Below are 13909 nucleotides of genomic sequence, written 5' to 3'. Positions count from 1 at the left end.
CTTTTTGTAGCAACTTAAACCGTCGCTTTAATCACTCGTGATTATGCGTCTGTACGACGGCCACGACCGTGACCACGTTCACCACGATGTGCACCACGGTGATCACCACCACGGTTGCGATCGAAACGACGTTCGCCACCTTCACGATTACCATCGCGGTTGCCGTCACGGTTACCACGGAAACCACCTTCGCGACGACCGCCTTCACGACGATCACCACCACGATTGCCGCCTTCGCGGTTGCCACGGTAACCACCGCCATCACGACGACCACCATCGCGACGACCACCGTCACGGCGACCACCACGAGACTCGCGGAAATCATCGAAGTCACATACTACAGCACCAACATCTTGTTGACGGATACGTAGTTTGCTTAGCTTGTTCGCCGCGTCTGAAGTCATTGCTTTAGGTAGCTGTACGAATGTGTGACCTTGAGCTAGTTTGATCGCACCGATAGAACCTTTACCTAGACCTAGTTCGTTTGCTAGAGCGCCAACGATGTCTTTAACTTGAACGCCTTGCTCACGACCAACTTGAAGCTGGTAAGTATCCCAGTCTTGGTTGTTGAAGTTACGACCGCCGTCGCGACCACCTTCACGGCGCTCTTTACGACGTTGCTTGTCACGCTCAATTGCTTCAACCATTGGGTCTTCGCCAATATAGAACAGAGGACGTTTGCCTTGCTGACGCTTAAGAAGCATAGCAGCAAGTGTTGCAGGGTCGATGTCTAGAGAAGTTTGTAGTTTCTCTACCAACTCAGCAAATTTGTCTAGTGCTTTGTGCTCTTTTTCTGCTTCAAGCTCAGCGCCTAGCTTAGCTAGACGAGCTTCAGCAACTTGGTCACGTAGAGGAAGTTGGATTTCTTCCATAGATGACTTAGTTACACGCTCGATAGTGCGAAGCATACGAATTTGGTTAGTGCGAACTAGAAGGATCGCTTTACCTTTACGTCCAGCACGGCCAGTACGACCGATACGGTGGATGTATGACTCAACATCAAATGGGATGTCGTAGTTAAATACGTGCGTAATACGTGGAACGTCAAGACCACGAGCTACAACATCAGTTGCAACTAGGATGTCAATAACACCTTGTTTGATGTGATCAACAGTACGTTCACGTAGAGACTGAGGAATGTCACCGTGCAGTGCAGCTGCTTTGAAGCCACGTGCAGATAGCCAGTCAGCCAGACGCTCAGTATCTTGACGAGTACGTACGAATACGATTGACGCGTCAGTTTCTTCAGTTTCAAGAAGACGAGACATTGCTTCATCTTTCTCTACACCTTTCACTACCCAGAACTGTTGTTGAACTTTGTCTACAGTGTGGTTTTTACCAGCAACGTCAACCGTTACAGGGTCACGAAGGAAACGTTCAACGATCTTCTTCAGCATTGGAGGCATAGTTGCAGAAAACAGAACGCGTTGTGCTGACTCTGGAGCGTGCTCCATGATCGCAGTTACGTCATCTACGAAACCCATGTTTAGCATTTCGTCTGCTTCATCAAGAACGAAAGTACTAACTTCGTCTAGGTGTAGACGTTCGCGATTGATAAGATCTTGAACACGGCCTGGAGTACCGACAACTACATGAGCGCCACTTTTAAGAGCACGCATTTGGTCGACAATAGATGCGCCACCGTAAATCTCTAGAACTTTCAAACCTTTGATGTTTTTACCAAGGTTTTTCATTTCCGCTGCAACCTGAATTGCCAGCTCACGAGTCGGAGCAAGTACAATCGCTTGCGGTTTGCGTTGGTTTAGATCGAGTTTGTTGAGAAGAGGCAGAGAGAACGCTGCTGTTTTACCTGTACCTGTTTGAGCTTTACCCAGCGCGTCAGCACCTTCCAATAGGTGTGGGATTGCCGCAGCCTGAATTGGAGTTGGTGACACGAAACCCATTCCGTCTAGAGCAGAAAGGATAGAATCATTCAGAGATAAATCACTGAATTGAATAACAGAATCTTGCATTGGGATCCTACTTAATTAAACAAAAAAACAGTCCCATATGCTCTTCCAATTCGATACTGATCCATCCAGATACTGATTCCATTCAGACGGGAACACAGCACAGTACACAACCGCGATAAGCCATTAGGGACGACTAAGGGAGGCGGATTATTCCTTAAAAGCATAAAAAAATCCAGAAAAAATTGAATTACATCACAATTTATTCTCAATAATGGTATTTTTAGCATATTTTTCCACCAACCCTACCATTCCCCGTAGATTCGCGTAACTCACAGATGAGAATTTCATCAATATTTAAGCCAATTTCTCGTGGTTAAATTGGCAAAATTCACGGCGAAATTACGCTCCACAGGTAGTAATAATAGCTCGCAATGATTATAGTGTGCCCAACTCCATAGGTAATTTAAGAAAAGATGTTTCAAGATAACCCACTACTCGCTCAGCTTAAGCAGCAAATCCAAGAAAACCTGCCTAAAAAAGAAGGCTCAATAAAAGCCACAGATAAAGGCTTTGGCTTTTTGGAAGTGGACAGTAAGACGAGCTTCTTCATCCCGCCTGCGTACATGAAAAAGTGCATGCACGGTGACAAAGTCATCGCCATTATCCGCACCGAAAATGAACGCGAAGTTGCAGAGCCACAAGAGCTGCTAGAACAAGCCGTGACTCGCTTTATTGGTCGAGTAAAAATGTTCAAAGGCAAGCTCAACGTAGCACCTGATCACCCACAGCTTAAAAAGCTATCTCTTAAAGCGAAACTAAAGAAAGGTCTAAAACCTGACGAGTTCGCCGAAGGTGATTGGGTTGTCGCACATCTTATTCGCCACCCTCTAAAAGGCGATAACTCTTTCTTCGTAGAAATTTCTGAAAAAATCACTGACGCGAATGATAAAATTGCGCCTTGGTGGGTAACGCTTGCTCAAAACGATCTACCAAACTCTGAGCCAGCAGGCATCGATAACTGGGAACTGAAAGACGACGCGGAGCTAGAACGCGTAGACATGACTCATGTTCCATTCGTCACTATCGACGGTGAATCGACTAAAGATATGGACGATGCGCTGTACGCGAAGAAAACCGTATCTGGCGATTTCGAACTCACCATCGCTATTGCGGACCCAACCGCTTACATCACACCTGAAGATGAAATGGATAAAGTAGCGCGTGAGCGTGGCTATACTATCTATCTTCCAGGACGCAACATCCCGATGCTACCTCGCGATTTAGCGGACAACCTATGTTCTCTGATTGAAGGTGAAACCCGCCCTGCTATTTGCTGTACCGTAACGGTAAGTAAAGATGGTGTGATTGGCGACGATATTAAATTCTTCGCGGCAAACATCAAATCACATGCACGCCTAGCATACGATCACGTGTCTGATTGGTTAGAAAACGGCAGCTCTGAAGCATGGACGCCATCTGAAGAGATCGCGACCATCGTTCGTGATCTTTATGAGTTCTCTCTTGCTCGCGCTGAATGGCGTGAGAAAAACGCAGTGGTCTTCCCTGATCGTCCTGACTACCGTTTTGAGCTCAGTGAAGATAACGATGTAATCGCTATCCACGCAGACATGCGCCGCAGTGCAAACCGTCTTGTTGAAGAATCCATGATTACCGCAAACATCTGTGCAGGTCGTACATTACGCGATAAATTTGAAACAGGTGTCTTCAATACGCATGCAGGTATCAAGAACGAGAAGATTGAAGAAGTGGTTCAACTTGTCAATCCAGAAGGCCAGTTGGAGTTCACAGCGGAGTCTATTGCTACGCTAGAAGGCTTTGCTGCGTTGCGCCGCTGGTTGGCAGCTCAAGAAACGTCTTATCTAGATAACCGCATTCGTAAGTTCCAAGCATACAGTGAGGTGGGTAATCAGCCTCTGCCTCATTACGCAATGGGTTTAGACATCTATGCAACTTGGACATCACCAATTCGTAAATACGGTGATATGATCAACCACCGTATGTTGAAGGCCGTCATCCTTGGTAAAGAACCCGTACAAAAACCAGATGACCAAGTAGGCGAAGAGCTAGCTCTACATCGTAAACATCATAAAATCGCTGAGCGAAATGTCTCAGATTGGCTATATGCACGCACGCTTGCTGATGAGCCGAGTAAGAAAACTTGTTTCACAGGTGAGATTTTCGATATTAATCGTGCAGGCGCACGTGTCCGACTTCTCGAAAATGGCGCAGCAGCCTTTATTCCTGGTGCACTAATTCTTGATAATAAAGAAAGAATTGAGTGCAATGGCGACAACGGTACCATCTCTATCGATAAAGAGGTCGTATACAAACTTGGGGATACATTGGAAATTGTCCTTACGGACGTAAACCAAGAAAACCGCAGTTTAGTTGCAAAGCCAACCCAGGTATTCGCTGAACAACCAGCAGCACAAACAGAACAGACTGTAAGTGAGTAATACCGAATGAAGTTAAAAGGCGCTCTATTGAGCGCCTTTTTTATTTGTTATGTAAAACGATAAGAAAGAGTATGCCGAACATTGAGATCATTCGCTTTAATCACTTCACTGCGCGCAAAAGTGAGCGTTACACTGCAACACATAATGGGTTATATATTGTTGAAGAAGGTGCCCTATTAGTTCATCAACCTAATGGCGAGCAATTTGAACTTAAAGCCGGAGATTTCACACTCTATAACTCCGCAGATCTGAGCAGTGCAGAAGCCGTCTCTAGTGACGGAGGCTTTAAAGCACTGGCTTTAGTCTTCAATCCAAATATATTCTGTGACTTTAAGAAAGCGCACCCGATGCTACGTTCCAAAACGGAAGAAAGGCGCTTCTATCCTTTTTCAACGCAATCCAGTAGCGAAGTAGCACAATTGAAGGACATGTTGGTTAAGTTAGCGAGTCGCAATGCTCCAGACTACACACAAAGCCATATCGCAATGGCATTGCTGTCGTTGATGGTTGAGGTAGAGCCAAACATCCTATCTATCATAGATGATGCAAGTAGCCTGAGCGACTCTCAAAAAGCCATTAAGTACATTGAGGGTAATATTGAAAAAGACATCACGCTAGAAGGCTTAGCGGCTCATATGAGCATGTCCATCGCAACCTTAAAACGTCGCCTCGCCGCAGATGATCTTTCGTTTTCTCAGATATTAAAGGTGAAACGGATAAACTTCGCAGCAACCCAACTGCGCAAGTCAGAAAAATCAATAACAGAAATAGCGTTTGAGTCTGGCTTTAAAAGTGCAGCGCATTTCAGTACAGCATTTAAATCCGTTTACAACATGACCCCCAAAGACTTTAGAAACCAAGTTGTTAGGCCTAAAGTATAAATCATGTCGGCATTCGCATCCGTTGGGCTCGCCCTATTCCCAAAAACACGCTTGAGGATCGCGCTCCAACTCGTTGAGTAAGTCCTCAAGCATTCGGCTAAATGGAAGTGGCTTATAAGGCACCCACCTTAACAGCTCGTTGTGATATGTGGGAACATAGAAATACCAAAGTTGGTTTTCCTCATCAAACATGATCTTCGCGACGGGAGAAGTATACTCGCTATGCTGGGAGTCGAGGAGAAAATGCGCCCGATGAAGCTCAACGCCATTTTCTACTAGCTCATAGAGGCACTTGCCCTGTTCGACAGGCAAGTTAGCATTACGCGCAGAGCAGAGCGATTGAACTGATTTGTATAAACGACTTGTCGCCATTTGGGACACTGACATCAACGTTCTCCCGATGGATGATAGTTAGAGCTGTCGATCCTAGTATATAACCTTTACATCATCACCGATGGTAGTTATCTACCTAACTCAAGTATAAGATAGCTATATTATCATTTGCCCAGATTATCATCTCAGTCCACTTGGAAACGCTAGCTCCATCACCTCTTGACTAGAAACAATTCCCCTGTTTAGCGCTAACAGTTCACAAAAGTGTAACCTGAACGCAATATCATAAACTCTGCTTTATCCCGTATATGGAGTTTAATATGTTACGTTTTACTGTGGCGACGTTATTGGCCATAGCAGTCTCCCTCCCTACCATTGCAAAAGAAATCAACATCTCGGGTTCAACGTCGGTTGCTCGTGTGATGGATGTACTTGCTGAGGAATACAACAAAACACACCCAGACGATTACGTTGCTGTTCAGGGCATTGGTTCGAGTGCTGGTATCACCATGGTCAATAAAGGAGTAGCCGAAATAGGCATGAGCTCTCGCTATCTGACTGAAAGCGAAAAAGGTGAAGATCTCAATGTATACCCTATCGCTTATGATGGCCTCGCTGTTGTTGTAAACCGTACCAACTCTGTAGAAAACCTTTCTCAGCAACAGCTGTTTGATATTTACAAAGGTAAGATTAAGAATTGGAAAGAGGTCGGGGGCGCAGATCAGCCTATCGCGGTGGTTACTAGAGAAGCGTCTTCAGGTTCACGTTACAGCTTCGAAAGCTTGCTGGGACTGACCAAAATCGTTAATGATCGCCTTGTCTCGGATATCAGCCCAAACAACTTGGTTGTAAACAGCAACAGCATGGTAAAAACCATTGTTAACCATAACACTCGCGCCATTGGTTTTATCTCTGTAGGGTCAGTAGATCGCTCGATCAAGGCGATTCAGTTAGATGGTATTGACCCAACCTCGACAAACATTAGCAATCATAAGTACAAGTTGGCGCGACCATTCCTAGTGCTATACAAAGTAGATAAGATTAGCGATGCAGGTAAAGGTTTTATCGCTTTCCTTCGTTCAGAGCAGGGACAAAAAGCGATTGCAGATTACGGTTATACGCCAGTAAAAAACTTTAATCAGTAAAAATGAAAAAGAGAGCACCCTGATGCTCTCTTTTACTATGTCGTGTTCTATCCGGTTTCGGAATTAGAAATGCAGTTGAATTACAGAGACCACAACCGCACCAGGTCGACGAATACCTTCAATTTCCACTTTAATTTCGCGCTCAATCTCCAAACCTTTTTTGATTGGCGTTACTTTTGTTAACGTGCTGACTGCACGAACATTATTGCCTGCTTTGACAGGGTAAGGGAAACGGACTTGGTTTAAACCCAAGTTAACTACCATTTTAGCTGTTGGGAACATTGGCTTTTCTGGATCGACTGAATCCGTCAGTTTAGGCAGCAATGCTAATGTTAAAAAGCCATGAGCGATAGTTGTCTTAAATGGAGATTCAGTTGAAGCACGCTCTGGATCAGTATGAATCCATTGCATGTCTTCCGTTACCGCACCAAATTGGTTAATACGTTCTTGAGACACATGAACCCAATCACCAGTGTGAATAACTTCGCCAATTTTTTCACTTAACTCGTCATAAAGCTTTTGAGCCTCAGGTGCCATTACGATCGGTGCAGGTTGAGGTGCAACTTCTTCGTTGACGGCTGGCTGCTGGTGATCACGAACTTTTGAGAAAAGAAAGCTATTTTGAGCTTTCCCCAAAAAGTCACTCCAATAATCGCGTAACGTTGGAGACATCCAATTCATAAACTCGGATTGATGAGCAGAAATCGCATCAACTTTGTCTTTAAATAGATTTGTGACCTTCATAAACACCCTTAAGAATTCTAAGCACAACTGGCTATACCAGTTAATTTTGAATTAGTTCACAAAGTCTTGCAAATACTTTCGGGCGAACACATGTACCCTAAAAGCATGTTATGTCTTATATATCAGCAAGATAACAATAAAACACCATTTTATTGACGTGCGCCAATATAAAGTAAAAACTCTATAAATTGGTACTTTTTGTCCCTTTTTCACTCCGTTTTCAAACTGTCCAACATCACATCAGTGATCATAAAACAAGCAAACAGTACTTCTATTATAATTCAGCACTTTACAAGTCGGACTATGCTCCTTATTATACCGCCCACAACGGAGAGATGGCTGAGTGGTTGAAAGCACCGGTCTTGAAAACCGGCATACGTTAATAGCGTATCTAGGGTTCAAATCCCTATCTCTCCGCCACTTATTTAGAGAGCTCGCATTTATTGCGAGCTTTCGTCGTTTTAGCTCTTAAAAAACGAGATTTAGAAATCCTCGCTCGTAAACGAATCCGGCACTTCAATATATTCCAGTTAAAAGCCCGCTAATGTTTAGCGGGCTTTTAACTTCGATTTTCTAAAGTTTAAGCAAACTTCTTAATCATTTCAGACAGGTCATTGGTGCAATTTTGCACTTTGGTGTTCATATGATTCGTTTCAGTCATCAGTTCATACGATTCACTGTACTTTAAATTAAGCGACTGGATGTTTTCATTTATTTCATCCGTTACATAAACCTGCTCTTCTATCGCGACCGCAATTTGTTGGTTTCGTTCGACGACGTCCTGAACAAGGGATTCCAGTTGTTGAATGCTATCCAAAGCAGTACCTAACAATGTTACCGTTCCGGTCGACATTTCGTTACCTTTCTCTAACGCTGAAACCGCTGATTTGCTCCCATTTTGAATCCCTTCAATGGCCGATTTAATCTCTGTTGTCGATTCCTGAGTTCTTTTAGCTAAGGTTCTCACTTCATCTGCTACAACGGCAAACCCTCTGCCTTGTTCGCCTGCCCTCGCGGCTTCAATTGCAGCGTTCAACGCTAATAAATTAGTTTGTTCGGCAATATCATTGATGACTTCAACAACGGTTCCAATTTGCTCGGTTTGTTGGTTCAAACGTATGACCACTTTAGATATTTCGCCGAGCTCATCAACCAACTCTAAAACCGATTGGTTAACATTATCGATAACGCTACGGCTGTCTATCATCGTATTTTGCGCTTCTAACGTAGCCTCGGCGGTCGCTTGAGCATTATTTGATATCTCAGATGAAGATGCTTGCATCTCGTTGACCGCTGTTGCGACCGAGTCAATCTCCACTTTCTGTGCGCTTAAATTCTCCGTCACTTGCTGGCTATTTGTCGCAGCACTGTTAGCACTTGCGCGCGTTTCTTCGCAAGAGTCTTTTACAGACACGCCAACGCGCCCCAATAGCGCATTGGCAAATTGCTTACGCATCTTCATACCCAGCTCAATCTCAGCCAGATCGTTGATTCTTCCGCAATAAATATATTCCATGAGTGGATTGTTGAAGTCTTGCCTAGCCTGTTTAGCGAGCTTTTCAACTGGTCTGGTTAATACATAAATAGAGAAAACGGAAAGTAACGCAACAACGCTAAACGCTATCACTGGTGATTGATTCATTTGTAGAATGAGTAAGCCAAGAAGGTTTGAAATTAAAAGGAAGAAGGCCGATCTCATCCACAAACGTGTACGAGGAAGATACATTTTCCACGGCTTACGATTATTTCGAAGCTTCGAATACGCTTTTTCCGCTCGCTGGATGTGTATACGCTCAGGTTTAAATCTCACTGATTGGTATTCCACAACTTCACCATTAGATTTTATAGGAGAAGCAAACGCGTCAACCCAATAATAGCCGCCGTTTTTACGTCGATTTTTGACCATTCCCATCCAGTGTTTGCCAGTTTTCAGGTGAGTCCATAAATCTTTAAAAGCCTGTTTTGGCATATCAGGATGACGCACAACATTGTGGGGTTTACCGATAAGCTCCCCTTCATCAAACCCCGCTACTTCATTAAAGTTTTCACTGGCATATTTGATGTAACTGGAGGTATCGGTAATGGAAACTAGGCTGTAACTCGAAGGGTAATCGTATTCCGTTTCACTCATAAACATGTGTCCTTACATTGATTAATTAACAAACGGCAAATATGAATTTATCGGCATAACATTTACATGCATAATGATAGATTGATTCAAAAATAAAACAAAATTATTGACAAGCTTACTTGTTACTTAATGACTCTAGTCGCATTTTTATCCTCTAATACAAGGCTTCGTTGATATGCACAAGACTGAGCACTGTTCAAAATTAATACACAAAAGCGCTTCCGTACTGAGTTCGTAAATTGTTATAAGTAATCCACTAAAACGAAAACAAGGAAGACAAACACAATGACTATTCACTTTCGTCAGCTTGCAGCTAAGAGAAACACGACACACTTGTTTATTGACGATTGGAAAATTAACACTCAGCAGTCTTGGGGGATATTCAGCGCGGATGGAGATATTGGCTCTCTGCTTGGAGACCTTATTTGTGATGAAATGTCACCAAATAGTGGGGAAATTGAGCTAAATGGGCTATCCGTTGCGCAAGTGTCGTTATCAGAGCAACAGCGATTACTGGAAAGAGAATTAGAAAAAGATGATACGGATTTTCTTGATCGTATCGACCAAGGAAGCACTGTTTATTCATTAATCCTAGAACAGAGCCAAGACACTAACTTAACTGAACAGCTAGTTAATGATCTCGACCTAAGTCATCTTAGAGATAGTGGCTTCCGTGTTCTCTCTACCGGAGAAACCAGAAGAGTAATGCTCGCCCGAGCTTTAGCCACACAACCTGACTTAGTATTACTCGATAATCCATTTACTGGCTTAGATATTGCGCACCGAGCTGCTCTCGCTCGCTATTTACACTCGCTTTCTCAAAATGTGCAACTACTCATAACCTTCTCTCGCGAATCTGACATGCCTGAGTGGATCAATAGCATCGCGCTTTTCAGTGCAGGAAAGCTTGATAGTACAATGGATAAGTCCAGTTGGGATAATCATCCAATCATTGGACAAATTAAATCTCAGTCAGAACAACAGAGTGAAGAAATGATGAGCTTGATACGTCAGCATCAGCACTCGACACCATTCAACAACCCAATATTTGAACTAAAGAATGGGGCTGTTGAATATACCGATAAGAAGATTTTTACTGGCTTGAACTGGCGCATAGACAAGGGCCAACATTGGCAGGTCAAAGGTCCAAATGGTTGTGGAAAGAGTACCTTACTTGGATTGATCTTTGGCGATCATCCGCAATGCTACAGCAATGACATTGATATTTTTGGTAAAAAGCGTGGTACTGGCGAGACAATCTGGGAAATTAAGCAGCATATCGGTATGGTGTCTTCAGCGCTACACCTCCAATATCGAGTCAATTGCAGCGCATTAGAAGTCATTTTGTCAGGATTTTACGATTCGATTGGGTTGTATAACCAGCCAACTCGCAAAGAGATGAATATTGCAAACGAGTGGCTCGATATCTTACATATGAGCCAGTACAAAAAAACCTCATTCAAGCAATTAGAGTACGGTCAGCAGCGACTATTACTGATTGCAAGAGCCATCGTGAAACAACCCACATTATTGATTTTGGACGAGCCGTATCAAGGGTTAGATTTTTTGGGTAGACGGTTAGTTAAGAACACACTTGAGCTCATCGCTAGAGAGAATTTAAGCCAACTATTGTATGTGTCTCACTACCAAGAAGACCGCTTAGATAGCATCAAAAATGAGTTAGAGTTTGTGTTTGATGAAAATGCTCAGTGTTATAGAGCTAACGTCTACCAATCATAATGACTTCGCTGCGCAAGCTGCTCATAAGGTAATGGTTTGGAGTACAGGTATCCCTGATGATATCTCACTCCCATCTTCTTTAAGTGTTCAGCTTGCGCTATGGTTTCCACGCCTTCAGCGATCAATTGTACTTGTAATTCTTCCGCGAAGTGAACCATCGCTTTTAAGACAGAAGCACTAAGGCTAGGAATACCAATAGTTTCGACAAAGCACTTATCGATTTTTAAGTAATCTATGCGCATGTGCTGTAGAAATGCTAACGAGGTTTGGCCAGTTCCAAAATCATCGATCAGCACATCAATACCATGCACTCGCAGCGCTGCAATGCATTTTCTCGCCTCTGAATCAATGAGCTGACGCTCCGTTATCTCTACCCCTAATGAGACTTTGTTTCGGCTCAACTGTCTGTCGAGCAATTGAATTTTTCTGATCGCGTTTGGTCCGACTAAATAACCAGGCGGCACGTTAATACCAAGGTGGACAGGCTGATCAAAGCCTAATTTACTGAAGTCCTCTGCCGCTTTATCCAGAACGAAATCAGTAAGTAAAAAAACCAATCCACTTTGCTCTGCCGCAGGGACAAACTCATCCGGAGAAATGAACCCCTTACTTTGATGCTCCCATCGCACTAGCGCTTCAAACCCGAATAACTGGCCGGTATCAACGTTAACTTGCGGTTGGTAATACAGGGTCAACTCTCCTCTTTTTATCGCTCTTTTAAGATCCAGTATCAAATTGCGATGGGGATCAATAAACTTATTCAACGCATACAAGCAAAGGTAGATAACGAAAATAATTGGAATTGAGTACAAAAAATAGGAAAGTGTTCTCTGTTTGACGAAAAGATCGCTGGCTTCGCTCAAAGCTTCATACTCAAACATTTGCGACGATTTGATACCGATAGGATTACTTCCCGCTCTTAATGCTCCTTCAGGTGAAACTTGATCATGGATAAACAGCGCAGAGCGTTTTAGGCGTAAATCGTTGTTAAACCCTATTGTTGCATTAAAGTAGTCATGATCGATAATCGTTACGGCTTGATAACCCCGCTCTCCCTCCGTTACCACAAGCAAGAACTGATCGTACAAGCTATCAACACTACCAAACGCTAGCGTTTGTCCCTTAGGAAAGGTGATGTGCTCAGCTAACGGTTTAGAGATACTTCCCAATTTCGAAGAACAAGTAATGACTCCCTCTTTCACAATGAGCATTTCTTCAATATCTCGTTCAAACATTAAGCTTTGCTGGAGCTCTTCACATCGTTCAGGGTGTAGCAACGCCGTGCGGTTTTCTGTCTCTATTTGGAATAAAATTTCATCTGCAATTTGCACATTTTTTTCTAATAAATGATTGAGATTGTTTTGCACGCTTTCACGAGCTAAATACAAAACCTCTCCAATAACCAAGGGAATAGGCAGAAGAAAAATGATGGCTTTTTTAAAAATCGCCTTATTCAGCATATAAAAGTAACCTTTTATAAAACCGATTTACTGAGATGGTACCTCGATTCCGATACCCGCTAGCAACTCACGTTTTTTAACATTATTTGTTTGGATTAACTCAGTATGCGAAACGCTGAGTAATACCGCAAACTAAACAATGTCTTATTCACTCCTGTTCCAATTTAGTATCAAGCGCCTCAAACCTGAGACTTTAATTCGACACCATGTTATGTCTATCGGTACTTGCGAAATTCTTTACCTGTCTGTTTCTCATCATGTAAGAATTACCCATTAAAATTATTTTTCTTTTCTCAGTGATTAAGAATTATATTTGTCGTAACTCCTACAACACGTTACAACACTCTCATGACGACAAACAAAGCTAATGCTAACCAGGTAAACGAAAAATCACTGCAGTTGTTAATGCAAGTTGCAGTTAGTCCGTTCCCAGTTTCGGCGAAAACGCTAAGCGAGCAATTGAACGTTCCTTTAAGCAGCCTTTACCGACACTTAAAACTGCTTAAAGAGTGGAATTTGATCGAAGAAAGCGTTCACGACAAGACATTTGTCGTTGGTCCGGCGGCATTATTACTCATGCACAGCTATGAGACCGCGCAACATGGGCTCGACATGGTCGAAACCATACTGGCTAGGTTGGTACAACAAACCGGGGAAATGGCCGCTTATATGGTACCAGCGGGTTATCGTGCGCTTTGTGTCAGACAGAAAGAAAGTATGCAGGCGCTGCGTTGCAGCTTCGTCCAGGGTCAAAGTCAACCTCTGCTGCGCGGTGCCTCATCTAAAGTGATGCTCGCTTTTATGCCTCAAAGTCGATGCGAGAAAATCTTGAGATACTTTAATCAAGATCACCGACGCGACGAGTGGGAAAAAGAGCTCACAACCATCCGTAAACACGGATATGCCGTCAGTACTTCTGAGATTGACCCTGGTGTTTCAGGTATTAGCGCACCGGTAATGAAAGGAAGCAAACTGATTGGCGCAGTCTCGGTGATGGCTCCGGCCCACCGAGTCGAAAAGGATAAGCAGCGCATTATTTTACATGTACTGCAAGCGGCAAGGGCACTACCACCAGAAAGGTAATT

The 13909-nt window shown here is 43.4% G+C and carries 10 protein-coding genes and 1 tRNA gene; 6 read left to right on the top strand and 5 right to left on the bottom strand.

All coding sequences use genetic code 11. From position 1 onward, the window contains the following. Nucleotides 1–41: 41 nt before the first annotated feature. Entirely contained in the window at nt 42–1973 is a 1932-nt protein-coding gene (locus R7E47_RS03490) for a DEAD/DEAH box helicase (RefSeq protein WP_005375680.1), read from the bottom strand. Between the two features lie 413 nt (nt 1974–2386). Here R7E47_RS03490 and rnb point away from each other — a divergent pair, with 413 nt between their 5' ends. Together rnb and R7E47_RS03480 are read left to right on the top strand one after the other, a co-directional pair. Next, on the top strand, nt 2387–4390 hold the full coding sequence (gene rnb, locus R7E47_RS03485) for an exoribonuclease II (protein ID WP_017635749.1): 2004 nt from the start codon (nt 2387–2389) through the stop codon (nt 4388–4390). 71 nt (nt 4391–4461) lie between these two features. Beyond that, on the top strand, nt 4462–5271 hold the full coding sequence (locus R7E47_RS03480) for a helix-turn-helix transcriptional regulator (protein WP_017635750.1): 810 nt from the start codon (nt 4462–4464) through the stop codon (nt 5269–5271). A gap of 33 nt (nt 5272–5304) precedes the next feature. Here R7E47_RS03480 and R7E47_RS03475 read toward each other — a convergent pair whose 3' ends face one another. Next, complete coding sequence (locus R7E47_RS03475; RefSeq protein ID WP_017821084.1) at nt 5305–5658, bottom strand: DUF3024 domain-containing protein; 354 nt, start codon at nt 5656–5658, stop codon at nt 5305–5307. A 266-nt stretch (nt 5659–5924) separates the two neighbouring features. Here R7E47_RS03475 and R7E47_RS03470 point away from each other — a divergent pair, with 266 nt between their 5' ends. After that, nucleotides 5925–6749, top strand: a complete 825-nt coding sequence (locus R7E47_RS03470; protein ID WP_017635752.1) for a phosphate ABC transporter substrate-binding protein — start codon at nt 5925–5927, stop codon at nt 6747–6749. 63 nt (nt 6750–6812) lie between these two features. Here R7E47_RS03470 and R7E47_RS03465 read toward each other — a convergent pair whose 3' ends face one another. After that, nucleotides 6813–7493 carry a MaoC family dehydratase gene (locus R7E47_RS03465; protein ID WP_005386198.1) on the bottom strand — a complete coding sequence of 227 codons (681 nt, stop codon included), beginning with the start codon at nt 7491–7493 and terminating at the stop codon, nt 6813–6815. A gap of 329 nt (nt 7494–7822) precedes the next feature. Here R7E47_RS03465 and R7E47_RS03460 point away from each other — a divergent pair. Continuing rightward, nucleotides 7823–7913: transfer RNA gene (locus tag R7E47_RS03460), tRNA-Ser, on the top strand. 160 nt (nt 7914–8073) lie between these two features. Here the strand turns inward: R7E47_RS03460 and R7E47_RS03455 are convergent. Further along, entirely contained in the window at nt 8074–9624 is a 1551-nt protein-coding gene (locus tag R7E47_RS03455) for a PAS domain-containing methyl-accepting chemotaxis protein (protein ID WP_181881322.1), read from the bottom strand. Nucleotides 9625–9909: 285 nt separating this feature from the next. Between R7E47_RS03455 and modF the strand changes: the two genes are divergently transcribed. Beyond that, on the top strand, nt 9910–11364 hold the full coding sequence (gene modF, locus R7E47_RS03450) for a molybdate ABC transporter ATP-binding protein ModF (RefSeq protein WP_053350645.1): 1455 nt from the start codon (nt 9910–9912) through the stop codon (nt 11362–11364). On the opposite strand, the gene R7E47_RS03445 is transcribed toward modF, so the two are convergent. Continuing rightward, nucleotides 11352–12824 (bottom strand): EAL domain-containing protein, encoded by a 1473-nt coding sequence (locus R7E47_RS03445; RefSeq protein ID WP_005375659.1) that lies wholly within the window; start codon nt 12822–12824, stop codon nt 11352–11354. The genes modF and R7E47_RS03445 overlap by 13 nt on opposite strands. A gap of 348 nt (nt 12825–13172) precedes the next feature. Here R7E47_RS03445 and R7E47_RS03440 point away from each other — a divergent pair, with 348 nt between their 5' ends. Further along, on the top strand, nt 13173–13907 hold the full coding sequence (locus R7E47_RS03440) for an IclR family transcriptional regulator (protein ID WP_005386192.1): 735 nt from the start codon (nt 13173–13175) through the stop codon (nt 13905–13907). Nucleotides 13908–13909 lie beyond the last annotated feature (2 nt).

It is taken from the genome of Vibrio sp. Vb1026, from assembly GCF_033338745.1.
In the GTDB taxonomy this organism is placed as follows: domain Bacteria; phylum Pseudomonadota; class Gammaproteobacteria; order Enterobacterales; family Vibrionaceae; genus Vibrio; species Vibrio alginolyticus.
The sequence above is the reverse complement of the archived record's forward strand: the minus strand, read 5'-3'. Positions and strand labels throughout refer to the sequence as shown.

Coding starts and splice junctions, on each gene's coding strand:
- R7E47_RS03440 (WP_005386192.1), top strand. CDS start 13,173: ATGACGACAAACAAAGCTAATGCTAACCAGGTAAACGAAAAATCACTG.
- R7E47_RS03490 (WP_005375680.1), bottom strand. CDS start 1,973: ATGCAAGATTCTGTTATTCAATTCAGTGATTTATCTCTGAATGATTCT.
- rnb (WP_017635749.1), top strand. CDS start 2,387: ATGTTTCAAGATAACCCACTACTCGCTCAGCTTAAGCAGCAAATCCAA.
- R7E47_RS03445 (WP_005375659.1), bottom strand. CDS start 12,824: ATGCTGAATAAGGCGATTTTTAAAAAAGCCATCATTTTTCTTCTGCCT.
- R7E47_RS03455 (WP_181881322.1), bottom strand. CDS start 9,624: ATGAGTGAAACGGAATACGATTACCCTTCGAGTTACAGCCTAGTTTCC.
- R7E47_RS03480 (WP_017635750.1), top strand. CDS start 4,462: ATGCCGAACATTGAGATCATTCGCTTTAATCACTTCACTGCGCGCAAA.
- R7E47_RS03465 (WP_005386198.1), bottom strand. CDS start 7,493: ATGAAGGTCACAAATCTATTTAAAGACAAAGTTGATGCGATTTCTGCT.
- R7E47_RS03475 (WP_017821084.1), bottom strand. CDS start 5,658: ATGTCAGTGTCCCAAATGGCGACAAGTCGTTTATACAAATCAGTTCAA.
- modF (WP_053350645.1), top strand. CDS start 9,910: ATGACTATTCACTTTCGTCAGCTTGCAGCTAAGAGAAACACGACACAC.
- R7E47_RS03470 (WP_017635752.1), top strand. CDS start 5,925: ATGTTACGTTTTACTGTGGCGACGTTATTGGCCATAGCAGTCTCCCTC.